This window comes from Rhizobium sp. MHM7A (assembly GCF_005862215.1).
Classification (GTDB): Bacteria; Pseudomonadota; Alphaproteobacteria; order Rhizobiales; family Rhizobiaceae; genus Rhizobium; species Rhizobium bangladeshense.
In genome coordinates this window covers 1-23,464 of record NZ_VCHT01000031.1, presented here as the reverse complement: position 1 = coordinate 23,464, position 23,464 = coordinate 1, and the positions used below count along the sequence as shown (strand labels likewise).

The 23,464-nt window shown below is 60.7% G+C and carries 20 protein-coding genes and 1 riboswitch; of the genes, 3 read left to right on the top strand and 17 right to left on the bottom strand.

Going from position 1 to position 23,464, the window contains the following annotated elements:
• The first annotated feature begins 178 nt into the window (after positions 1-178).
• Positions 179-871, top strand: coding sequence for a GntR family transcriptional regulator (locus FFR93_RS39070; protein WP_064709484.1), 693 nt, complete (start codon positions 179-181; stop codon positions 869-871).
• Between the two features lie 66 nt (positions 872-937).
• Here FFR93_RS39070 and FFR93_RS39065 read toward each other — a convergent pair whose 3' ends face one another.
• From FFR93_RS39065 to FFR93_RS39055, 3 genes are read right to left on the bottom strand one after another with little or no spacing between them, the layout of a single operon-like run.
• On the bottom strand, positions 938-1,735 hold the full coding sequence (locus tag FFR93_RS39065; RefSeq protein WP_138397065.1) for an ABC transporter ATP-binding protein: 798 nt from the start codon (positions 1,733-1,735) through the stop codon (positions 938-940).
• 12 nt (positions 1,736-1,747) lie between these two features.
• The gene (gene ntrB / locus FFR93_RS39060; RefSeq protein ID WP_138397064.1) at positions 1,748-2,641 is read right to left on the bottom strand and encodes a nitrate ABC transporter permease; all 894 of its coding nucleotides are present in this window, start codon (positions 2,639-2,641) and stop codon (positions 1,748-1,750) included.
• 57 nt (positions 2,642-2,698) lie between these two features.
• On the bottom strand, positions 2,699-3,997 hold the full coding sequence (locus FFR93_RS39055; protein ID WP_064713056.1) for a CmpA/NrtA family ABC transporter substrate-binding protein: 1,299 nt from the start codon (positions 3,995-3,997) through the stop codon (positions 2,699-2,701).
• A gap of 482 nt (positions 3,998-4,479) precedes the next feature.
• Here FFR93_RS39055 and FFR93_RS39050 point away from each other — a divergent pair, with 482 nt between their 5' ends.
• Positions 4,480-4,869, top strand: coding sequence for a RidA family protein (locus tag FFR93_RS39050; protein WP_138397063.1), 390 nt, complete (start codon positions 4,480-4,482; stop codon positions 4,867-4,869).
• Between the two features lie 21 nt (positions 4,870-4,890).
• Here FFR93_RS39050 and FFR93_RS39045 read toward each other — a convergent pair whose 3' ends face one another.
• From FFR93_RS39045 to FFR93_RS39020, 6 genes are all read right to left on the bottom strand, one after another.
• The gene (locus FFR93_RS39045; RefSeq protein WP_064709230.1) at positions 4,891-5,472 is read right to left on the bottom strand and encodes an NAD(P)H-dependent oxidoreductase; all 582 of its coding nucleotides are present in this window, start codon (positions 5,470-5,472) and stop codon (positions 4,891-4,893) included.
• The gene (locus FFR93_RS39040) at positions 5,469-6,878 is read right to left on the bottom strand and encodes an FAD-binding oxidoreductase (protein WP_138397062.1); all 1,410 of its coding nucleotides are present in this window, start codon (positions 6,876-6,878) and stop codon (positions 5,469-5,471) included. The genes FFR93_RS39045 and FFR93_RS39040 overlap by 4 nt, the downstream gene beginning before the upstream one ends.
• Before the next feature lies 1 nt (position 6,879).
• On the bottom strand, positions 6,880-8,193 hold the full coding sequence (locus tag FFR93_RS39035) for a cytosine deaminase (protein WP_138397061.1): 1,314 nt from the start codon (positions 8,191-8,193) through the stop codon (positions 6,880-6,882).
• Positions 8,193-9,035 (bottom strand): ABC transporter permease, encoded by an 843-nt coding sequence (locus FFR93_RS39030; protein WP_138397060.1) that lies wholly within the window; start codon positions 9,033-9,035, stop codon positions 8,193-8,195. Before FFR93_RS39030 ends, FFR93_RS39035 begins: the two co-directional genes overlap by 1 nt.
• Positions 9,032-9,859 (bottom strand): ABC transporter ATP-binding protein, encoded by an 828-nt coding sequence (locus FFR93_RS39025; protein WP_138397059.1) that lies wholly within the window; start codon positions 9,857-9,859, stop codon positions 9,032-9,034. Before FFR93_RS39025 ends, FFR93_RS39030 begins: the two co-directional genes overlap by 4 nt.
• Before the next feature lie 70 nt (positions 9,860-9,929).
• Positions 9,930-10,946 carry an ABC transporter substrate-binding protein gene (locus tag FFR93_RS39020; protein ID WP_138397058.1) on the bottom strand — a complete coding sequence of 339 codons (1,017 nt, stop codon included), beginning with the start codon at positions 10,944-10,946 and terminating at the stop codon, positions 9,930-9,932.
• A 182-nt stretch (positions 10,947-11,128) separates the two neighbouring features.
• Here FFR93_RS39020 and FFR93_RS39015 point away from each other — a divergent pair, with 182 nt between their 5' ends.
• On the top strand, positions 11,129-12,079 hold the full coding sequence (locus FFR93_RS39015; protein WP_138397057.1) for a LysR family transcriptional regulator: 951 nt from the start codon (positions 11,129-11,131) through the stop codon (positions 12,077-12,079).
• Between the two features lie 20 nt (positions 12,080-12,099).
• Here the strand turns inward: FFR93_RS39015 and FFR93_RS39010 are convergent, their stop codons facing one another.
• The 8 genes from FFR93_RS39010 to FFR93_RS38975 form a co-directional block, all read right to left on the bottom strand.
• Positions 12,100-12,897, bottom strand: a complete 798-nt coding sequence (locus FFR93_RS39010) for a creatininase family protein (protein ID WP_138397056.1) — start codon at positions 12,895-12,897, stop codon at positions 12,100-12,102.
• A 332-nt stretch (positions 12,898-13,229) separates the two neighbouring features.
• Positions 13,230-15,041, bottom strand: a complete 1,812-nt coding sequence (gene atzF / locus FFR93_RS39005) for an allophanate hydrolase (RefSeq protein WP_138397055.1) — start codon at positions 15,039-15,041, stop codon at positions 13,230-13,232.
• 3 nt (positions 15,042-15,044) lie between these two features.
• On the bottom strand, positions 15,045-18,584 hold the full coding sequence (gene uca, locus FFR93_RS39000; protein WP_138397054.1) for an urea carboxylase: 3,540 nt from the start codon (positions 18,582-18,584) through the stop codon (positions 15,045-15,047).
• A 2-nt stretch (positions 18,585-18,586) separates the two neighbouring features.
• Positions 18,587-19,237, bottom strand: coding sequence for an urea amidolyase associated protein UAAP2 (locus FFR93_RS38995; RefSeq protein WP_138397053.1), 651 nt, complete (start codon positions 19,235-19,237; stop codon positions 18,587-18,589).
• Positions 19,238-19,247: 10 nt separating this feature from the next.
• A complete protein-coding gene (locus FFR93_RS38990; protein WP_138397052.1) occupies positions 19,248-20,069 on the bottom strand; it encodes an urea amidolyase associated protein UAAP1 in 822 nt (273 codons plus the stop codon).
• On the bottom strand, positions 20,066-20,890 hold the full coding sequence (locus FFR93_RS38985; RefSeq protein ID WP_064709218.1) for an ABC transporter ATP-binding protein: 825 nt from the start codon (positions 20,888-20,890) through the stop codon (positions 20,066-20,068). The genes FFR93_RS38990 and FFR93_RS38985 overlap by 4 nt, the downstream gene beginning before the upstream one ends.
• Entirely contained in the window at positions 20,887-21,705 is an 819-nt protein-coding gene (locus FFR93_RS38980) for an ABC transporter permease subunit (RefSeq protein ID WP_064709217.1), read from the bottom strand. The genes FFR93_RS38985 and FFR93_RS38980 overlap by 4 nt, the downstream gene beginning before the upstream one ends.
• Before the next feature lie 57 nt (positions 21,706-21,762).
• Entirely contained in the window at positions 21,763-22,833 is a 1,071-nt protein-coding gene (locus FFR93_RS38975; protein ID WP_138397051.1) for a putative urea ABC transporter substrate-binding protein, read from the bottom strand.
• Positions 22,834-22,907: 74 nt separating this feature from the next.
• Positions 22,908-23,017: riboswitch (guanidine-I (ykkC/yxkD leader) on the bottom strand.
• Positions 23,018-23,464: the final 447 nt, after the last annotated feature.

The window sequence follows — 23,464 nt, the reverse complement described above, 5'->3', positions numbered from 1 at the left end:
CAAAAATTATGCACCGCCTACAAAATTGTCCTGCGCCTACGCCATCAGCTGGAGGTGTCATATGAAGCGTCAGTAGAAAGTTCATTTTTTCTCTATACATCAAACATATACGCCGACATTTGACTTCGCCTGTCCGAGCATGCATCTGTATGCAACCGCAACAATGCAGAATCATTCCTTGAAGCAAGTCAGGCGCAGAGAGCTCATCAGGGCAGGAACCACCGTCGAACAGATGGTACGAGCGATTGCCGATATGATTGTCACGGGGCGGATGCTGCCGGGCGAGAAGCTTGACGAAGTCTCGCTGGCGGCCCGTTTTGACGTGTCACGCACGCCCGTGCGTGAGGCGCTTCGTGAGCTCGGGGCGATGGGGCTTGTCGACCGAGAGCCGAACCGCAGCGCCGTCGTCACCAACGTGACCGAAAACTACCTGCATTCAATGTTCGAGGCGATGGCGGAACTTGAAGCGATCTGCGCCAGGCTCTCGGCTGAGCGTATGACGGTCGATGAGCGGCGCACACTGGAGCTGGAGCACCAGGCGTCGATGAGGCTCGTGCATACCGGCGCGGAAGAGGAATATGCGGCGCACAACACCGAATTTCACACCCGCCTTTATCGCGGCGCGCATAACGATCATGTTTTCGAGATGGTGACCCAGACGCGGGCGCGGCTAGCGCCCTTTCGACGGGCCCAGTTCCGGCTACCCGGACGCCTGGCGAAATCCTATGAGGAGCACGACCGGATCGTGACCGCGATCATGCGCGCTGATGGCGCTGCCGCTGCGCAGGCGGCTTACTCCCATGTGGAGATGGTCAGCGATGCCAGCGCGGTGTTTGCAACCGCCGGGGAGCCGGGCGCGCACGACGGCTGAAATCCGGCGCCTCGGATCAGCCGGAAGAAAAGCCACGACGGCAAAACCCTCGTGGCTATATGCGACTTACTCCGCAGCCTCGATAAAGCGGTGACGCTCATAAAGGAATTTCAGCACCGCCTCGCGGCATTTGAGGTATGTCCGGTCAGAGGCAAGGTCGATGCGATTGCGGGGACGAGGAATCGTTACATCGAGCACTTCGCCGATGCGTGCTGCCGGGCCGTTGGTCATCATCACGATTCGGTCGGACAGCAGCACCGCTTCATCGACATCATGGGTGATCATCACCATCGTGTTGCCGAGCCGGCTATGGATCTCCATCACCGCATCCTGAAGATGGGCGCGGGTCAGCGCGTCGAGGGCGCCGAACGGCTCGTCGAGCAGCAGGATCTTCGGCTCCATTGAAAGCGCACGGGCAATGCCGACGCGTTGCTTCATGCCGCCCGATATTTCCGAAGGCCGCTTGTCTTTGGCATGGGCCATCTGCACGAGGTCGAGATTGGCCATCACCCAGTCATGCCGCTCGGCCTTGGTCTTCGTTCTGCTGAAGACCTTCGAAACGGCAAGATTGACGTTCTCATAGACCGTCAGCCAGGGCAGGAGCGAGTGGTTCTGGAAGACGACAGCGCGTTCCGGACCCGGCTCGTTGACCTCGCGGTCCTCAAGGAGCACCGCGCCTGCAGAAACCGGGGTCAGACCGGCGATGAGATTGAGCAAGGTGGACTTGCCGCAGCCCGAATGGCCGATGATCGAAACGAACTCGCCCTCGGAAATTGTCAGGTTAATATCCCTCAGGACATCGGCGCGCACACCGCCGCGGTCGAAATGCTTGTCGATACGGTCGAGCTTCAGATAGGCGTTCATAAGTCGCGCTCCTCAATTGGCCATGGCGCCGCGGGTGACGATGTTACCGAGCGCCGCCACCAGCTTGTCGAGGGCAAAGCCGACGATGCCGATATAGGCCAGCGCCACGATGATGTCCGGAAGACGCGACGAGTTCCAGGCATCCCAGATGAAGAAGCCGATGCCGACGCCGCCGGTCAGCATTTCTGCCGCGACGATGGCAAGCCAGGAGAGCCCGACGCCGATCCTGAGACCGGTGAAGATGTAGGGCGCTGCCGAAGGCAGCATTATCTTCAGGAAAAATTCGAACTGGTTGAGGCGCAGCACCTCAGCGACATTGCGGTAGTCCTGCGGAATGTTGCGAACGCCGACGGCGGTATTGATGATGACGGGCCAGATCGAAGTAATGAAGATGACAAAGATCGCCGAAGGGCTGGAATCCTGGAAGGCTGCGAGCGAGAGCGGCAGCCAGGCGAGCGGCGGAACCGTCCGCAGCACCTGGAAGATCGGATCGAGGCCGCGCATTGCCCAGACAGACTGTCCGATGACGGCTCCGATGATGACGCCGGCCACCCCCGCTAGCCCGAAGCCGTAAGCGACACGTTGCAGCGAAACGAGCACTCGCCAGCCGAGCCCGATATCCTGGGAACCGTAATTGAAGAAGGGATAGGCGATCAGGTCATAGCTGTCCTGCCAGACCTGATGCGGGGAGGGTAGAGACGCGTCGGCCGAAGAGCACAGCACCTGCCAGACCAGCAGGAGAAGCGCCAGTACGACGGTTGGCGGAACGACATTGCGAAATGCGGCCAGACCCGCACGGCGCAAGTCGATCCGTGGTCCATGCCCGCCCGAAAACGGCAGGACCTTTGCCGCCCGCTTAACGGAGACGGCCGTGGAGGGATTTTGTTTATTTGCCAGGGCGGACATCGACGCGCTCCTCACGTGAAAAAGGGGCCGGCGCGCTGGTCGCGCGCCGGAAACGGCTCAGGAGACAGCCTTGATCGAAAGGCTTTCGAGATAGGCGGAGGGATTTTCAGGATCGAAGACCTTGCCGTCGAAGAAGGTTTCCTTGCCGCGGGACGACGATGCGGGAATGTCGGCAGCAGCGATTCCGAGATCCTTGGCAGCCTCGCGCCAGATGTCTTCGCGGTTCACCTCGTTGACCAGCGCCTTGATATCCGTCGTCGCCGGCAGATTTCCCCAACGGATGTTTTCGGTCATGAACCAGCTATCGTGGCTCTTGAACGGGTAGGAGGCGCCGTCCTTCCAGAACTTCATGTAGAGGTCGGTTGCTTTGACCTCGCGACCGTTGCCATAGTTGATGTCGCCCTTGAGGCGGCCGAGCACATCCTTGGTCGGGACGTTGAACCATTGGCGCTTGCCGAGAATCTCAGCCATCTCCGCCTTGTTGTCCATGCTCTCGCACCATTGCTGCGCTTCCATGACGGCCATCAGCAGAGCCTTGGCGGCATTGGGGTTCTTTTCGATCCATTCGGCGCGCAGCCCCAGCGCCTTTTCAGGGTGGCCCTTCCAGAGCTCGCCGGTGGTGGCGGCGGTGAAGCCGATCCCCTGGTTGACGAGCTGCTCGTTCCATGGTTCGCCCACACAGAAGACGTCCATGTTGCCGACCTTCATATTGGCCACCATTTGGGGCGGCGGCACGACGATCGTCGAAACGTCCTTGTTCGGGTCAATGCCGCCGGCAGCGAGCCAGTAGCGGATCCAGAGGTCATGAGTGCCGCCCGGGAAGGTCATTGCAGCCTTGATCTCCTTGCCTTCCGCCTTCTTCTTTTCGAAAGCCGCCTTCAGCTTCGAGGCGTCGAGCTGGACGCCGGTTTCGGCATATTCCTTGGCGACGGAAATACCCTGACTGTCGAGATTGAGCCGGGCGAGGACCGCCATCGGCACCCGCTTGTTGTTCTGCGTCACCTTGCCGGTATGCATCAAATAGGGGAGCGGCGAGAGGATATGGGCGCCGTCAATACCGTTCGCCGCGCCACCCAGCACGAGATTGTCACGGGTCGCACCCCAGGAGGCCTGTTTGGCGACATCGGTTTCCGGCAGGCCATACTTTTCGAAAAGCCCTTTCTCCTTAGCGATAATCAGCGGCGCGGAATCCGTGAGCGCGATGAAGCCGAGCTTGATGCCTTTCACTTCAGGGCCAGGCCCAGCTGCGAACGCGCCGGATGGAAAGGCAGTCTTGACGGCACCGATGAGGGCGGCCGTCGCAGTCGTCTTGAGAATGTTGCGGCGGGTGATGCCGGGTGTCGAATTCTTTGTCATGCGCAGGTTCCCTCTGCTGGCTGAATTTGGACACAAAAAAACGCCGCCGGAATGCGTCCACGGGATGGATAGTCCCGATGGCAAACCTTGCGACGTCGGTGTCTAACGTAAGCGCTTATGCCGCGCCTATCTGCGCCGGTCGCCGTTGACCGATGCATTTAGGAGGCCTGCAATCAGCGTGCCAATTTCAGAAAAGTCGGATAATGCTTTGAAAATTATCCAGGAAGTTTGAAAATCAGGCATTGCCTATTTGTTGAGCATCGACGCAACATGATAATGTTTTATGCGTTTATGTCTCGCCTGCATTAGCAAGAGCTTTCTATTTGTGCACTGCACATGGGCGGTGAGCTTATACTGGCGGAAGACCGAAACGAAACTCGATCGATCTTGGAACCGAAAAACCGGCTATTTACTCAATCACGCCCCTGCTATCCAACCAGCTAGAATAACGCTCCGTATTCCGCTTTGAGCAGGAGATGCCGATGAAGAAGATTTTCAATCCGCCCTCGGTCCGCCGTCCGTTCGGTAATTATAATCATGGATTGCTTGTGCCGCCGGGCGCTTCGCTGCTCGTCACCTCAGGTCAGCTCGGCATTGGTCTCGACGATGACGTGCCGGAAGACATCGGCAAACAGGCCGAGATGTGCTTCGAAGCGATCAAGGCTATTCTTGAAGATGCGCAGATGAGTTTTGCGGACGTCATCCGCATTTCCGGGTTCGTAACGAAGCGGGAGGATTTCCCAACCTATATGGCGGTGCGCGACAAGTATACGTTGGACCCGAAGCCGGCCTCGACATTGATCATCGTTAGCGGGTTCACACGGCCGGAATTTCTCGTCGAAGTCGAAGTCACAGCCGCCAAAATACTATGATGCCCAGTGGCGCGATGCGCTTCAGAAATTTTCCATCGACGTCTTCACCTTCGCCAGAAAACGCGCTCGCGTTTCAGGCGTACAGTTGTTCATGTCGTAATGAGCAAGGAAGGTGACCGGGCGCAGCGGATTGATCTGCGCCCTCAAAACCCGCTTGACGATCTTCTTTGGCGGGTTGCCGGCGGCGAAGGCGCGGAATGGCGTTGCTCCATAAGTCAGCACAGCGGCAAGCCGTCTGATATGGCGCAGCCGCGATTCCACCTTGCCCTCAATGAGTTCGAAGGAGACACCGGGAAGCCAGACGCGATCGAAATAGCCTTTCAGTATCGCCGGGAAACCGAAGTTCCAGACCGGTGTCACCAGCACCAGTCCTTCGGCCCGCTTCAGCCGCTCGACATAGGATTTCACCGGTTCGGTATTGCCGGGATAGTCGTGATAGGCGAGCCGGTCATGCCGGGAAAGAACGGGATCGAAGTTCTCGGCGTAGAGATCGCATCCGTCCACGTCGTGGCCGGCGTGGCGCAGGCTTTCCAGCGTCTGCTTGTAGAGCGCCTTGCCGTAGCTTTCCTCCACCGGATGCGAATGCAGCACGAGAACCCTCATGAGGCCTCCATGACGCTCGCAAGGCCGGGGAAGAGATAGTTCTTGCCGGCATTGAAATCGAAGTCAGGGTTCTCCCAGGCGATCATCTTGCCGGGGTTCAGAAGCCCCTTGGGATCGGTTTCGTGCTTGAAGGCGAGCTGTACCTTGTCGGTGCGCTTCATGCCGCCTTCCTCCAGCGTATAGCGGTGCGGATTGAAGATCGGGCAGCCGTGATCCTGGTGGATTTGGATGATCTCTTCAAGACGCTCCTCTGTGGTATAGCGCACCAGCGGCAGACCGGAGCACTGGATCTGCCCGTCGAACTTGATGAATTCGAGATGCCCCGGCACCTCGTCGCCGAAGATCTCCACCATCTTGGCGACCTTGGCCACGTGATCCGGGCCCGGATACTGGACCTGCAGGTAGGTAAAGCCCGGATCGACCTTCAGCGCCCGCAGGGTCGTGTGGTTCCAGGCAAGTTCGTAGGCATGCGGGATGCCCTTCATGCTCTCGACCTTGTCGGAGCGGAAGATCACTTCGCCCTTGTGGGCTGAAGTGAAGGCCAGGAAGGCATCCATCGCATGCGGTGCGATCATCAGCACCACCACCGACTGCCCCTTGCGGATATAGGGCTTGTGACGGGTGAAGTAGTCATGAGGGATCGGAGCAGCGATTGGCGCTATCTCTTTGACGAGAATGCCATTGCATTTGGCAAGCGCGTCCGAAAATCGCACGCATGCCATGAAATCGTCATAGCCGACGAGAACGTCGACCCAATCATAGGCAGGTGCCAGCGGCATTTCGATCTCGGTGATGACGCCGTTAGTGCCGTATGCATGGCTGACCTTTTGCAGGTCCCAGCCGGTGAGATCGAGCACACGCGGCTCGGCTTCCATGGTGACGACCCGCAGGCGCAGAATATTGCCGAGATCGCGCAAGCCACCCCAGGTGATCGAGCCGACGCCGCCGGAGCCGCCGGCGATGAAACCGCCAACGGTCGCCATCTGAGCCGTCGAGGGATGGAACCGCAGCTCCTGGCCGGAATGGGCCTTGGTCTGTTTGTCGAGCTGGGCAATGATGACGCCCGGTTCGCAAATCACCCGGCCGGGATGGATTTCCTTGATCTTGTCCATGGCCGCCAGGTTCAGCACGATGCCGCCGGAGAGCGGCATCGCCTGCCCGTAATTGCCGGTGCCGCCGCCACGGGGCGTGACCGGCACGCCATGCGCGAAGGCAACCTTCAGCGTCCGGATGACCTCTTCCTCGTTTTTCGGCGTGACGACGAGATCGGCCGTCACATTGTCGAGCTGCGCCTTCAGTATCGGCGAATACCAATAGAAATCGCGGCTCTTCTGGCGCACCAGCGCCGGATTGTCTTCGATGGCGATGCCCTCGAGTTCCTTTTTGATCGTCTGATAATCCGGCATGTCAGGCTCCAACGACGCTGTCGAGTTCACGATAGTCCGGCAGGCTGCGGTCAATTACCTTGCCGCGGCGAAGCACGACGCGGTCGGACTGCGGACGGGAAAGAAATTCGCTCCAGCGCCTGGCGCTGAAGAGCACGAGATCGGCCGATGCGCCGACGGCGATGCGCCCCACATCCGGCCGGCCGAGAATATCGGCGGGTGAGGTGGTGACGACGCGGGCGGCGGTATCCAGCGGATGGTCGAGATGCAGGATGCGGACTGCCTCACGAAACACCTCCACCGGGTCGAGATCGCCATAGGCGTAGAAGGGATCGCGGGTATTGTCGGAGGCGACCGCTGTCGCGACGCCGGCCGCGGCCAGTTCCTTGAACAGGGTGACGCCGCGCCAGCGCGGTGTCCGGCCGCAATAGCGGTCCTGCAGATACATGTTGCACATCGGCAGCGAGACGATGGCGATACCGGCCTCTGCGACGAGATCGACCGTGCGTTTTGTCGTCTCCTCATCCTGGCGGGCGAGTGAGCAGCAATGGCCGGCCGTCACCTTGCCATCGAAGCGGTTGCGGAGCACCGCTTGCGTGATCGCCTTTAGGGTTTCGGCAGCCGGATCGTCCGTCTCATCGACATGAAGATCGACATCGAGGCCCGTATCGGCCGCGGTTCTGAACAGCATGTCGAGCTGGCTGTCGAGAGCGGCGCTCATCCGGGTGACGCCGCCGATCAGCCCGCCCGTTTCGCGGACCACCGCGACGAGATCGGCGAAATAGGCCGCGTCCGCCATGTTTTCCATCGGAAACAGCGCCACGGCCTGCAATGCGATCCTGTCCTTCCAGGCCTCGCGCATTTCGGCGAAGACCTCGAAGGAAATGCGGTGCTGCGGCGCAAGAGAATCGAGATGGGTTCGAATGAGGCTGGTGCCGTGTGCGTAGGCGGAACGCAGGGAAAACTCCATGCGCTTCTTCACGTCGGCGGCCGACCAGTGCGCCTCGCGATCGGCGCGCACAGCTTCCAAAGCTCCCGGGAATGTGCCGTCCGGATTGGCGTTGCGCGGCCAGATGTGGCCCTTGTCGAGATGCGTGTGCATATCGGCGAAGCAGGGCCAGACCATGCCCTCCTTCAGGTCGGATTTCGCCAGCTCCACGGGCGCTTCCCCGGGTGGCAATACACCGGCAATGATGCCGTCGGCGATGACGATATCGGCCCGGACGAGCCCCTCGACAACAAGCCCCTGATAACCGGTGACGGCGGCGGCAGGCAGCGTTGCATTACTCAGCACGAAGCGGCCGGCATTGGGCGGCGATATAAAGGAATAGGTCATCAGTTTTCCCGTTTCAGGCTGCTCTCGTGCCAGCGGTGCAGGGCAAGCCAGGAAATGAAGGAGGTGACGGCGAAGATCGCCACGCCGAGCAGAGAGAGCATCAGCAGCGCCGCGAAAAGGCGCGGAATATTGAGCCGGTACTGCGCTTCGAGAAGCCGGAAAGCGAGACCGGATCCGGCACCCGCCGAACCTGCGGCAAATTCCGCGACGACGGCGGCAATGAGCGCGAGGCCGCCGCCGATCCTGAGACCAGTCATGAAATAGGGCTGGGCGGCCGGCAGCTTGAGAAAGAGCAGCGTCTGCCAGCGTGAGGCGCCGTAGAGCTCGAACAGGTTGATGAGATTGTGGTCGACGCTTTTCAGCCCCTGGACCATATTCGAAAGGATCGGGAAGAAGGCGACGAGGAAAGCGCATATCAGCAGCGCCACCTGCGTCGACGGCGCGTAGATTAGGATCAGCGGCGAGATTGCGACAATAGGTGTGACCTGGAGGATGACCGCGAGCGGATAGAAGGCGAGTTCGATCCAGCGCGATTGCACGAGGAAGATCGCAAAACCCACGCCGCCGACGAGCGCCAGCATTAGCGACATCAGCGTGATCTTGGTTGTGACCCAGAGGGCAGGGGCAAGCGTACCCCAGTCGGTGACGAAAGCGCTGGCGACAGCGGCCGGGCCTGGCAGAATATAGGGCGGCACGCCGGACAGTCTGACATAGGCATACCAGATCAGGATCAGCGCCGTGATAACAAGCAAAGGGATCAGGACGCGCAGCGCCAGATCGCGGCTCCTGACGCTTGCAGCGGTTTTGACAAGCAGCGGTGCGGCGGCCGTTTCGTCACTCATCGATGATCCCCCGCAGCGTTGATCGCGCCGATGAGCGAATGCGAGACCGTCTCGCAGGCTTTGCGATACTCTTCCGAAGTGCGGTAATGGGCGTCGCGTTCCAGGCTGGCTGTCAGCGGCAGATCGGCATGCACGCGTCCGGGCCTTGCCTTCATCACAACGATGCGGTTCGAGAGATAGGCGGATTCGAAGACAGAATGGGTGACGAAGATGACGGTAATGCCGGTCACCTTCCAAAGCCGGAGCACGTCGTCATTCAGCTTCTGGCGGGTGATCTCGTCGAGAGCCGCGAAGGGCTCGTCCATCAGCAGCAGCTTCGGCTTCGTCACCAGCGCGCGAGCGATCGACACACGCATCTTCATGCCGCCGGAAAGCTCGCGCGGGTAGGCGCTGGCGAAATCCTCGAGCCCAACGGTGGTCAGCGCTTCCATGATCTGATCATGCGCCGCCTTCTTGGAAATATGTCGAAGCCTCAGCGGCAGGTGAACATTGTCGAACACGTTCTTCCACGGCATCAGCGTCGGCTCCTGAAAAACGAAGCCGATATCCCCCTCCGGAAGGCCCTTGGAATTGATGCGCGAACTCGGCCAGTCGATCGCCCCTGACGTGACGTCGCCTAGGCCGGCAATGATCCGCAGCGCCGTCGACTTGCCGCAACCGGAAGGGCCGAGCAGGCTGATGAACTCACCGCCTTCCACGGTGAGCGACATGTTCGAAAGCGCGACAGTTCCGCTGGAGAAGGCTTTCGAGACCGATTGCATGACGACCAGCGGCCGCTTGCGCGTCTCTTTCGGGGATAGTGCCTGAGCTTCTGCTGGGGGCATTGGCTGTCTCGTTCATGCAGGGGAATGTGATCCGCCGTGTTCGCGGCGGATCGCAGATGGCGTGTGCGGCTTACTTCTTCATCGCCATTCCAATGCCCTTGCAGACGAATTTGGTCGTGAAGGCCTTGGTATAATCCGTCTCCGGCTTGAACACCTTGATCTCAACCATTTCGTCGAAGAACGCCTTGTAATGCGCCTCGGTCAGGCAGCCGATGCCCTTGTCGAGACTGTCGCCGGATTCGATGATGCCGTATTCCTTCATCTTGGCGATGGAATAGGCGATCTGGCCATCCGTCATTTCAGGATTGTCCTTCTTGATCAGCTCGTTGGCCTTGGTGTTGTCGCCGTAGAGATAGTGGTACCAGCCCTCGATCGAGGCGTCGACGAAGCGCTGGACGAGATCGGGCTTGGCGTCGATCATTGCCTGGGTCGTGGTGATCATCGTCGAATAGGGAGAGTAGCCGTTGTCGGCGAGCAGGAAGACTTTCGGCTCGAAGCCGGCCTGCTTCTGGATCTCGTAGGGTTCGGAGGTGAGATAACCTTGCTGTGCGGAATCCTTGTCGGCAAGGAAGGGCGCAGGGCTGAAATTATAGGGCTTGTACTGCTCGTCCCTGAAACCTTTGAAATTCGCCTTCATCCATTCGAAATAGGTAAGATAGCCGTCCTTGCTGAGAAACAGCGTCTTGAGTTTAGCGAGATCTTCGAATTTCTCGATGCCTGCATCGGGATGTGCGATTAGCACCTGCGGATCCTTCTGGAAGATTGCGGCGACATCGACGAGCGGGATGCCCTGCTCGACGGCCGAAATCTCGCCCTGCGGTCCGCCCATGTAGAAATCGATCTTACCGGAGATCAGCAGTGCGCTGTTTGCCGCATTGGGGCCTCCCTGGACGATTGTCACATCGAGGCCGTATTTCGCATAGGTGCCATCGGCAACCGCCTGATAGAACCCGCCATGTTCGGCCTGCGCCAGCCAGTTGGTGCCATAGCTGACCTTATCGGCTGCATGCGCGCCAGCCATGCAGGCTAACATTCCGCCAAGACCTATAAGTGCGGAAGAGACGCTGTGCTTCACTATATTGGACATGATCGACGTTCCCCTTCTGAATTCGCAACGTCTGAGGCGACGTCCGATTTTCTTCATAGGAGCGATTGCTTTGCTCTTTGAAAAGCATCAAAATTCGTGCGCAATGATGCCTTTTCGGCATCTCACCGAAAGCCTGTGCCTAATTTACGCTCCGTGCTTGATTTTTGTGCAACGAGGTCCTGATGCTGCACTCCAGAAAGCTGCTCTATATCAACGAGATCGCCCGATCGGGCTCGATCCGAAAGGCGGCGGCACGGCTGAATGTGGCGTCTTCGGCGATCAACCGGCAGATTCTCGCGCTGGAGGAGGAAATGGGCGCGCCGCTGTTCGAGCGCCTGCCGCGCGGGCTGCGCCTGACTGCCGCCGGCGAGCTTTGCATCGAACATATTCGCGACGTCTTGAAGAATTACGAACGGCTGGAGGGGCGCATCCGCAGCCTGAAGATGCAGCAGGCGGGCAAGGTCAGGCTGGTGACGACGGTTGGCCTTGCGGCAGGGCCGCTGCCGGAAATCATCGCGCGGTTCCAGTCGGAACATCCGCGCGTCTTCATGCAATTGCGCAATGACGCCGGCACGATGACGGTCAATCCGGTGCTGTCAGGCGAGGTGGATATCGGCCTCGGCTTCAATATTCCGGCAACGCCCGGCATCCGCACCCTCGGCAATTTCGACATTCCTATCGGCGTTGTTCTGCCGCCCGGTCACCACCTGATCGGCTCCGGGCCGATCAACCTGGCGGATATCGTCCAGGAGCGGCTTGTGCTGGCACAGCAAGGGACGAGCCTGCGTGACGTGATCAATCTGGCCCTGGCGCGCCTGGACGTGCATGTCGAACCGGTGCTCGAAACCAATGCCTCGGAGATGCTGAAGAAGCTGGTCAAGTCGGGGGCGGGGCTGACGATCCTGAACCCGCTCGATGTCATCACCGAATGCCGGCAGGGCGAATTGGTCTTCCGACCGATCGCGGAGCCGCATGCGCGCCGCCAGCCGATGAAGCTTTTTGCCCGCGCACGCGCGCCGCTTGATTCCGCCACCAGCCTATTCGTCGAATATCTGCTGGCGGAACTGGCCGGGCTGGTGCAGGAGCTGCAGGCCAAGGGTCACATCGCGGCAGATACGTCCGTCGCGATATAAGCCACGGTTCGGACAAGGCTTTACTTCGCGTAAAGATGGGAAAGCGGATAGCTCTTCAGGTCGTAAAGCAGTTCGACAAAACCCTTGACCTGATGGCGGCAAATGGCCTCGCCCTTTTCGGCTGTGCCCAGAGATGCGTCGCCGACGACGCCATGGGGATTGAGGTCATGGGCGATCCAGGCCAGCGAATGCGGCGGCAGCGGCTGCATGTATTTCGATTGCTCGCGCATCCATTCCGCCTTCGACGTGAAATTCTCAGCCTTGTCCATCCGTACCAGATCGGGCCGGAAGTAGAGCATGAGCGACGTTTCCACCTCGCCGCCATGGATGCCGTATTTCAATTCATGTTCGCTGATCATGCCTTGGGGATGGCCGAAGCGACCCCATTGCGTGGAGACGACCGCCATCGCGTAGCGCACGCGCAGCTCCCGCGCGACAATGCTCATGATATCGACATTGCCGCCATGCGAATTGACGATCACCATCTTGCGGATGCCGGCTTCGGCAACCTTGGCGCCGATCGCGGTCCAGACCTGAATGAGCAGTTCGGCGCCGAGCGACAGCGTTCCCGGTCCATAGATATGCTCGTTGGCCTTGCCGATCTCCTGTGTCGGAAGCACCAGACAATCGAGATCAGCTGGCTTCTGCTTCCGCAACTCGGCAAGCATGCCTTTGGCGATGGCGACATCGGTCGCGACAGGCAGATGGGGGCCATGCTGTTCAATCGAGGCGATGGGAAGCACGGCGATCGTAGTGTCAGCGGGAAGCCCGGCAAAATCGTAGCTGTTCAGTTCACTCCAGTAGAATGGCATTGGCATCGCCGCACCTCTCATTGCTAATCAAGCAGTGAGTAGGGAAAATTATTGCGCACGAAAAGCATCAATTTACGCCCATACCGATGCCTTTTAGTGGCTGGTGAAGCCCTGTTGCTCTTTGCAGCCTTTGCCCATCGCGGGCACTAAAGAGGGCATGCCGCATCAAAGTGTGCGCGGGTTCCAGACAACGACGCACAGAAACAAAATGAACTGAAGGCGGGCAGATGCACTCCGTCCCTATCGCCTGCCCGTCCAGATCGCGCCGGTCCTGGCAATGAGACCCGCAAGAACCAGCTGCATCACCTTTGACAGGAGCTTTTGCATCCGGTCTCCCTTCAGGCCGCCGGGCTGACTGCCCTGATATAGTTGCGCCAGCCGCCGAACTCGGTGATCTCTCGTCCACCGGCCACCGCATGCCCCTCGCAGAGAAATCCCGTTACGCAAGTTCCATCATTGAGGGTGATCTTGCCCACACCAAGCGGAGCCGGAATGTTCTGGACGAAATGGGCGAATGCTGCCGGTGGCAGGGCCCAGACTTCAACTTCCACCCCATTGCCGGAAAAGTCCGGATCTCGCACCAGCCCCGGCTTGGGCGGGACCGTGCCATTGAGGGCAAAGAGCCGGTAGCTGTCATCCGTTCGGGCTGCTCGCAACCTGTATCCGCCCACCCGCGTCAGCTCATGGTTCAGCGGCATATCGGTCAGATGCGCGCCGACGACCACGATCGGAACGAAGTCATCGGCTGGAAGTATCACGCGGCTTGCCTCCGGCAGCGCGGCTTTGCGGTCCTTACCCATGCCGGTCTCTGCCGCCCGGTGCATGGCATCGGCGAAGGGCGCCATCGCATCGTCGGTGAAGGCAGGCCCCACCAACATCACACCTGCAGGCAGATGGCCGCTAGCGTCAAAGCCGGCGGGAATGGCAATCGCCGCGCAGTCGAGCAAGTTGGCAAAGTTGGTATAGCGGCCGAAATGGCTGTTTTTGACGATCGGGTCCGCCTGCATCTCTTCGACGGTGTAGGTTGTGGGGGAGGTCGGCAGCATCAGGAAGTCCACCTTCTCCCATTTGGACCGGGTTTTCTGCCGCAGCGCCTCCAGCCTGTACCGGCCTTCGAAGGCGTCGACGGCGTCATAAGCTCTTGCCCCTTCGATGATCGCCCGCACTGTCGGGTCAAAATCATCGCTATTTGTTGCCAGGAACTCTTTGACCGCCGCCAGCCGTTCGGCGACCCAGGGGCCGTTGTAGAGCAGTTCAGCCGCCTGCCGGAACGGCGTGTAGTCGAAGGGAACGATGGTGGCGCCGAGCGCGCGCGCCCTTTCGATCGCGGCGTCATAGAGGGCTTCGACTTGCCTGTTGCCGAAGAATTCCCGCTCTGCTCCCTCGAGCACACCGATCCGCAGGCCGGAGGCAGGCAGGTTGGCTGGAACCGCCTTTCGCGAGAACGGATCGGCGGCATCGTAACCCTCCATCACCTTGCGGATGGCAACGCCGTCGCCGACCGTTGGCGCGAAGACGGTGACGACATCGACGCTGCGGCAGGCAGGCACGACGCCGACATTCGGCACCAGCCCCGGAGTCGGTTTGATGCCGACGAGATTGTTGAAAGCCGCCGGCACGCGCCCGGAGCCGGCCGTGTCCGTCCCGAGCGCGAAGCTCGCCAAGCCCGAGGCGACGGCAACCGCCGAGCCGGAGCTCGAGCCGCCCGACACATAGTTCTTGTCGAAGACCGAGCGCGGCGCCCCATAGGGCGAGCGCGTACCGTTGAGACCGGTCGCAAACTGGTCGAGATTAGTCTTGCCGATGACGATTGCGCCCGCCGCCCTAAGCCTCGCAACCACAGTTGCGTCCTTCTGCGGCTGGTAGGAAAAGGCAGGGCAGGCAGCTGTCGTCGGCAGACCCGCCACGTCGATATTGTCCTTTACCGCGAAGGGAATGCCCCAAAGCGGCAGGCTGTTCGGCTCCGGTGCACGCTCCGTCAGAGCGCGCGCTTCGGCCCGCAATATCTCCTCGGGCGTCGGCGTGATGAAGATAGCGGGATCCGTCGAAGCGGCCCGGCGGGCAATGACGATCTCGATGATATCGAGCGGGCTTTTGCCTGCCTCATAGGCTGCGCGAAGGCTGGTTAGATCAAGAATGGTCGGCAGCATAGGTCAGCACTCCTCCAGAACAACAATGATATCGCCCGCTTTGACGTTTCGTCCGGGGCCGGCGCGCAGGTCGCGAACGCGGCCTGGCGCATGTGCGGTAACGTTGATTTCCATTTTCATGGATTCGATGATGGCAAGAGTGTCACCGGCCGCAACCGGTGCGCCCGGCTCGACCAGCAGTTTCCAGATATTGCCGGGCACGGCACTGGCAACCCCGAAACAGCCTTCGGGGATGTCCCCATCCGGGCCTTCGCTGGAGCCTTCGTCGGTGACAAAGCTGTCGAGGCCCGCCTCTTTCCAACGCTGGCGTTCGGCATCGAAAGCGGCCTGCTGGCGAGTCTTGAAGTTCCCGATCGAGGCGGCATTGGCCTGCAATTCCCGCTCATAGGCGGCGTATGAGAATTCCGTCTCCTCGATCCGGACGGGATAGCCCCCGTGCGGGAAGGCGCTGCGGGCTTCCGCCAGTTCCCTATGGTCGACCGGGAAGAAACGGATCTGATCGAAAAAGTCGAGCAGCCACGGCTTGCCCCTGGCAAAGACCGGCGTCTGCCGCCAAGTATTCCAGACCTGGATGGTGCGTCCGAAGAGTTGGTATCCGCCTGGACCCTCCATGCCATAGATGCACATGTAGGCTCCGCCAATGCCGACGGCATTTTCAGGCGTCCATGTGCGGGCCGGATTGTACTTCGTCGTCACCAGCCTGTGGCGCGGATCGACCGGTGTGGCCACCGGCGCGCCGAGATAGACGTCCCCAAGGCCAAGCACGAGATAGTTGGCATTGAAGACAACGTCGCGCACGGCCTGTTCATCCGCCAGGCCATTGATGCGGCGGATGAACTCGATGTTGTCAGGGCACCAGGGTGCGTTCGGCCGCACGAGTTCCTGATACTTGCGCATGGCAAGTTCCGCATCCGGATCGTTCCAGGAAAGCGGCAGATGCACCATGCGGCTCGGCACGGTGACATCCTGTGCCGCCGGCAGGCTTGCCTCGATCTCAGAGAGCAGACCGAGCAGGCGTTTGCGGGTCAGCGTCGTGCCGTCATAATGAATCTGCAGCGAGCGGATGCCGGGCGTGAGATCGATGATGCCGGGCAATCGGACCTGCGAGACGGCCTGCATCAAAAGATGCACCCTCAGCCGCAAGGCAATGTCGAGCGTCATCGGCCCGTATTCGACTAGCAGGTTGTCATCGCCCTGGCGGCGATAGACGACGGAGACAGGCCCGTCGTCCCGCTTGCCGATGACAGGCGAGCCCGTCTCTTGCTTCGCCCGATGCACGACGGGGCCGGCGATCGGATCGTCCGGTCGCGCGACAGGATGGAAGCGGATGCGATCACCCGGCTTGAACTGGCCCATTTTCCATTGTTCGTCGCGCGCGATGACCGCCGGGCAGACGAAGCCGCCGAGGCTCGGCCCGTCCGGCCCAAGGATGATGGGCATGTCGCCGGTGAAATCGATCGCGCCGATGGCATAGGCATTGTCATGCAGGTTGGAGGGATGGAGGCCGGCCTCGCCGCCATCGCTGCGCGCCCATTTCGGCGCAGGGCCGATCAGGCGAACGCCGGTGCGGGCGCTGTTGAAATGCACTTCGTAGAGCGTCGAAAACAAAGTCTCGATATCACCGTCCTGAAAAAAATCAGGCGCCCCATGCGGACCATAGACAAGGCCGACATCCCATTCGCGCGTCAGTTCCGCTGGCTCCGTTGCCGGCATCGGCGGCTCGGCCGCGGCCTGGCGTGCGAGATGCAGAACGTGGCCGGTCTTCAGCGTGCCGGTGGCATTGCCGCCGAACTGGCCGAGCCCGAATGTGGCGCGCGAGCCAAGTACGACGGGGGCGGAAAAACCGCCTGTTACCGCGAGGTATGCGCGCTGCCCAGGTCCATCGATGCTGCCGATTGAGAGGATCTGACCGGCGCGGATGGTAATGGCCTCGCCATGCGGCAGTTTCTCGTCATCGACGCTCATTGTCATCCTGGCGCCGGCAAGGGCAATCACGATATCGGTATGGAATTTCAGCACCGGGCCGGACACTGTCAGCTCGAGTGCTGTGACCGCGTCGCCATTGCCGACGAGGCGGTTGGCGTGGCGGAAGGAGCGCTCGTCCATTGGGCCGCTCGGCGGCACGCCGACGTGCCAAAGGCCAAGCCGACCTGGCAGTTCCTGAATGCTGGATTGGGCGCCCGGCGCGATGACTTCGATAACGTCAGGCACGAAGGAAAAGTCGCGCAACGCCGTCGTCGCGACCTTGCCGCTCGCCAGAAGCTCGGAGTTGGCGATGGCGCTGAGATAGTCGAGATTGGTCTCGATGCCCGATATCGACGTGCCGGCAAGGGCCGCCTTCAGCTTTTCGATCGCCGCCGGACGATCTTCGGCGGAAACGATCACCTTGGCGAGCATCGGGTCGTAGAAGGGCGTCACCTCAGTACCGGTCTCGATCCAGCCGTCGATACGCGCGTCCTCTGGAAACGCAACCTCGGTCAGCAGACCGGCGCTCGGCCGGAAATCGGCATGCGGCATCTCGGCATAGACGCGCACTTCGAGCGCCGCTCCTTTCGGCTGGAAGGCTTCGGCGCCCGAGAGCACATCCTCACCCGCAGCTTGACGGATCATCCATTCGACGAGGTCGATGCCGAAAACAGCTTCGGTAACCGGATGTTCGACTTGCAGACGGGTGTTCACCTCGAGGAAATAGAATTCCTCGCGCAGCGGATCATAGATGAATTCCACGGTGCCGGCGGATTCGTAGGAGACCGCGGCACCAAGATCGACGGCCGCCTTGTGCAGGCGGGCGCGGGTCGCAGCGGAAAGTCCGGGGGCGGGGGTCTCCTCGACCACCTTCTGGTTTCGCCGTTGCAGCGAGCAGTCGCGCTCGCCGAGGGCGATCACCGCGCCCTTGCCATTGCCGAAGATCTGCACCTCGACATGCCGCGCCTCTGCCACGAAACGCTCGATATAGACGCGCGCATCGCCGAAGCTTGCCCGTGCGGTGCGCTGCACGCTTTCAAAGGATGCTTTCAGGCTTTCGGCATCGGCGCAGAGCTGCATGCCAATGCCGCCGCCGCCGGCCGTGCTTTTCAGCATGACGGGGTAGCCGATAGATTCTGCCGCCACGAGCGCTTCATCGGCGCTTGATAGCAGACCCGTGCCGGGCAGGAGCGGCACGCCGCTCGCCTTGGCGAGTTCTCGCGCCGTATGTTTCAGCCCGAAAGCAGAAAGGTGCTCGGGCCGCGGGCCGATAAAGGCGATGCCTTCGGCGGCAAGGCGCTCGGCGAAATCGATATTTTCCGACAGGAAGCCGTAGCCGGGATGTACGGCCTCAGCGCCTGTCGCCTTGCAGGCCGCGATAACCGCATCGACGTTGAGATAGCTTTCGCTGGCCGGCGCCGGCCCAAGACGCACTGCCTCATCAGCCATCATCGCGGGCTTGGCGAAACGATCGGCATCGGAATAGACGGCGACAGAGGCGATGCCCATCCGTCGCAGCGTCTTGATGAGCCGGATGGCGATTTCGCCGCGGTTGGCGATCAGGACCTTCTTGAACATGCTCAGTCCTCGCCATCCCAGATCAGCACCCGGATCGGCGTCGGATCGAAGCCGTTGCAGGGATTGTTGATCTGAGGGCAGTTGGAAATGACGCAGAGCACGTCCATCTCGGCGACCAGTTCCACATAATCGCCAGGCGCAGAAATGCCGTCGACGATCGTCATCTCGCCATTCGCCTTGATCGGCACGTTCATGAAGAAATTGATGTTCGGCACGATGTCGCGCTTGCCCATGCCGTGTTTCGAAACTTCGAGCACGAAATTGTCGCGGCAAGCATGAAGGTACTTCGTGCCGTGGCCAAAACGCACCGTATTGCTCTCGCAGGAGCAGGCGCCGGCGGACGTATCATGGCGGCCGCAGCTGTCGGCCGTCATGGTCAACATGACATTGCCTTCATTCGACATGATCTTGGTGCCGATGCCGATATAGGCGGCGCCCTGCATGCGCATCGTATCCTGATTGGAATAGCGCTCCGAGAAATCATCGGCGCGGTAGAAGAGCGTGTCGATCGCCTGCTGGCCGTAACTGTCCTCGATGCGGATCGTCTGACCCTTGCGCACGATTCCGGACCATGGGGCTTCGGCCGCGATGAAATGCTCCTGCGTTGCATTCTGCAGGCTGCGGTCAGGTGAGGTCTGGATGAAATCGGACATCGTTCTCTCCTCAGGCCTGCATCAGGGCGTTGTTCTCGAAACCGCGCGCAGCTTCGGCCGTTGCCGTGCGGCAAAGATCATCGGCAAGCGGAAGCGCCGCCTTATAGCGCGTGATGACAACAGGCTTCGGCTGGTATGTCGGATCCGGATCGAGCGGATGCGGACAAGTGGAAAAGCCGACCAGCATGTCCATCTCGGCGCGCAGATCGACGTAATCGCCGCTGTTGGAGCGCTTGCCGTGCCAGCCGAAGCTTCCGCCCTCGGACAGGCGGACGGGCGCGAAGAGATTGAGGATGCCGGGGATATCGCGACGTTCGAGGCCGAGCTTGACGGCGACGAGGATCAGGTTGTCGCGGGTATTGCGTGTTTTTTCGCCGGGATATTTCGACGCGTTCGAGGCCGCCGTCGAGCCGCCCATCAGGCAATCATGGGCGCCGGAACTGTCCTCGATCATCGAGAACATGACGCGGCCCATGTCGGAAAAAATTACCCGCCCCTTGCCGAGCGCCGTCGTCCACTGGACCTTGGCGGTATCGACGAGATTGATCCGCTCGCTCGTATCCTCGGCATTCCAGGCAACAAGCGCCACTGTGGAATCTCCTTCGCCCTGGTCGATGCGGATTGCTTCCCCGCGCAGAAGCCTCGTCGACCAGTACCAGCCGCCCGGGACGGTCTCCTGTTGGATGATGGCGTCGGCATCGATGGCCGGCGCCGGCAGCTGGCTTGGGCCGGGCAGGGCCTTGGGCGCGAATTCCAGACCCTTTTTCTGGTGCTCCTCGTAACGCACGCGATTGGCGGCGATTTCTTCGGGCGATCGTCTCACATGCATCATAGCATCTCTCCTGATGATGCCAGGTCGTCCCGGCTGCGCCCCGGGGAAGCGACCGGGCCGTCCCGGTCGGGGCTGAAAATCGATAGCTGGCCGGCAAGGCGCGGCGGCCAGATGGAAATATCCTTGGTGATGGTGGCGCCGTAACGCTCCTTCTCCTCCGGCCGATCACGGCGGCGTTCGAAGGCCACGACCCGGCTTGCGAGCGTGAAAGCTTCGCGCATGTCATGGGTAACCATGACGACGGTCATCTGCGTTTCATGCCAGAGCCGCTTCATCAGTGTGTGGATTTCGGCGCGAATGCCGGGGTCGAGCGCGCCGAAGGGCTCGTCCAGCAGCAGCACCTTCGGCTTCATGATGAGAGCCTGGGCGAGCGCAAGGCGCTGCTGCATGCCCCCGGAAAGCTGCGCGGGATATTTGCTCTCCGAACCGGCGAGCCCGACCTCGGAGATCAGTTCGCGTGCTTCCTCAATGGCGTTGCGGCGTGCCGCGCCGAAAAGCCTGGCCTTGTAGCGCGCAGCGGAAAATTCCTTGCCGAGCAGCACATTGCCGAGCACCGTGAGGTGCGGAAAAACGGAATAGCGCTGGAAGACGACGCCGCGGTCCGGCCCCGGCTCCGCCGGCAGCGGCTCGCCGTCGAGCAGGATCTTGCCCTTCGTCGGTTGCTCCTGGCCGAGCAGCATGCGCAGGAAGGTGGTCTTGCCGCAGCCGGAAGGGCCAACGAGGGCGACGAAGGCGCGCGAGGCGACGGTCAGGGAGACGTTTTCGAGCACGATCTGGTCGCCATACTCCTTCCAGACCCTTTCGATCTTCAATTCGCTCATGCCTGCTTCTCCAGCTCCGACCAGGGGAAGACGGCAATGCGCAGGCGATCGAGCAAGGTGTTCATGATCACCGCGAGCAGGGTGATCCAGACGACATAGGGAAAGATGATGTCCATCGAGAGATAGCGGCGGACGAGGAAGATGCGGTAGCCGAGGCCGGAGTCCGAGGAGATCGCCTCGGCCGCGATCAGGAACAGCCAAGCTGGGCCCAGCTGCAGCCTGAGGCAGGTGATCAGCCGCGGCAGGATCTGCGGCAGCACGACACGCAGGCCGATCTGCCAGGAGGAGCCGCCGAGCGTCTCGGCCTTGACGATCTGTTCCCGCGGCAATTCCAGCGCCTTCAACGCCAAATCGCGGATCATCGTCGGAGCAACGCCGATGACGATCAGGGCGATCTTGGAGGTTTCACCGAGCCCCATGACAATGAATAGGATCGGCAGCAGCGCCAGCGGCGGTACCATGGAAATGACGGCGATGAATGGGGCGAGCAAAGATCTGAGATAAGGCAGCATGCCGATTGCCGTGCCGATAACGAGCGCGATCGCCGTCGATATGCCGAGGCCGGAGAGCAGGCGGACCAGGCTCGCGCCCGTATCCGACCAGAGCAGAAACTCGCCGGTGCGCTGGTCGGCGACAAAGGCCAGACGGTTGATAGCATCGGCAAAGCCGGCAAGGCTCGGCAGAAGCTTGTCATTGGCGTTCTCTGCCAGTCGCGTGGCCGAGCCGAAGGCATAGGATAACGCGAGCAGCACGAAGGGCAGAAGCATCAAGGCGAACTGCGCGCCGCGGCTCGGCCTCGTATTGATCCAACGCATGGAAATGCTCCGCTGATGAAGGGGAGGGAGCGCGGGTGAACCGCGCGTCCAATACGATCAGAGCGAGCCGTCCGCGGCTGCCTTCATGTAGGAATCGGTGAAGCGCAGCTTCACATTGCCGGTATCGCCCAATATCTTGCCGTCGGGCATTTCGATCCCGATGACGTCGGCGGACGACGCGCCATTGCCGAGCAGTCCCTTCTCGAAGAGGAAGTTGCGCACAAGGTCCATGGTCTTCGGCAAGTTGGGTGAGGTTGTGAAGGCAACGGCGTCAGCGGGCTTGTCAAAGAGCTTGGTGGCAGCAAGCTGGGCTTCAAAGCCGGCGAGATCGGTGCCCGAAGCCGAGCCCATGGCCTCGCGGGCTGCCTTGCCTTCCGCGGTCTCGGCGCGCAGCAGTGCGGCGGTTTCATACCAGATGCCGGCGAGCGCCTTGCCGAAGTTCGGGTTGTCCTTCAGTACGCCGCTATTGGCGACCATCAGATCGATGATCTCACCCGGCACTTCAGAACTGTCGAAAACCTTCTTGGCAGTGGGATCCTCGAGGATGGTGGAGACCAGCGGGTTCCAGGTGACGACAGCGGTGACGTCAGGCGTCTTGTACGCCGCGACCATGTCGGCATCAGACGTGTTGACCACCTTCACATCGCGCTCCGCCAGCTTGATGCTCTCGAGCGCACGGGCGAGCAGATAGTGCGAGACGGAGAATTCGACGAGATTAACGTTCTGGCCCTTTATGTCGGCAAGACTCGCCTTGTCTTTTAGGATCACGGCGTCATTGCCGTTCGAAAAGTCGCCGACGATCACGGCGGTCGTATCGACGCCGCCCGCAGCCGGGATCGATAAGCCGTCCATATTGGTCAGCGTCACGGCGTCAAAGGCGCCGGCCGTGTACTGATTCATCGACTCCACGTAGTCGTTGAACTGCGTGACTTCGATCTTGATTCCATATTTGTCCGCCCATTTCTTGACGATGCCATGGTCGGCCGCGTAGCCCCAGGGCATCCAACCGACATAGATAGACCAGGCGACCTTGAAATCCGTCTTCTGTTCCGCCTTTGCGGAACCGAGGCCCAGCATCAGTGATACCGCCAGGGCTGTGGTTGAAACGATCTTCGAAAAAGTCTGCATTGAAATTCCCCTTCTGCTTTTCTTCAAAAGGGATCGGCAATGACCATCGTGCCACCAATCCCTTGGCTTACGAGGTCTCCCGGGCTTTTGTCCCGCCGTGCACCCGACGGATTTCTCCCCGCCGGTGGTGGCTCTCGGACCAGCCGCGCTTGTGTAATGCGCCGGAACCCTAGCCACCAACTCGGCAAATTACGTGCAAGAGGTGTGCCAGCTTACAAGCTGTTGATTTTTCTGACGTCGTTTCCCTAGCTATTTTGCAGTGTGTACACTTGGTAGCATTTGCTTAATATTTGGGCGACGAGAGCGAAGCGCGCCGCCTGCAGGTGGGCCACCCACAGCGCAAGCCGCATTATTATCCGGTGATGTCGATTCAGCCTACGGGGACGTGACCTATTCAAGGGTTTTACCTTCGAAGCCCAAACTCCCCCGAGCGCGATGTTGATGGACAGGATCGCCAGAGACGACTGCGGGCTGATGAAGCCACCGATGATGAGCGCCGCTCTGCTAAGTTCAAGTTCCATAATGTCGATTACGCCAGATTAGCATGTAGCCGCGGTACATTCTATTTCCAAGTGCGACATGCTTATAAAAACAATGGCTTCGCCTTGGAGATATATGCATGTCCCTTTGC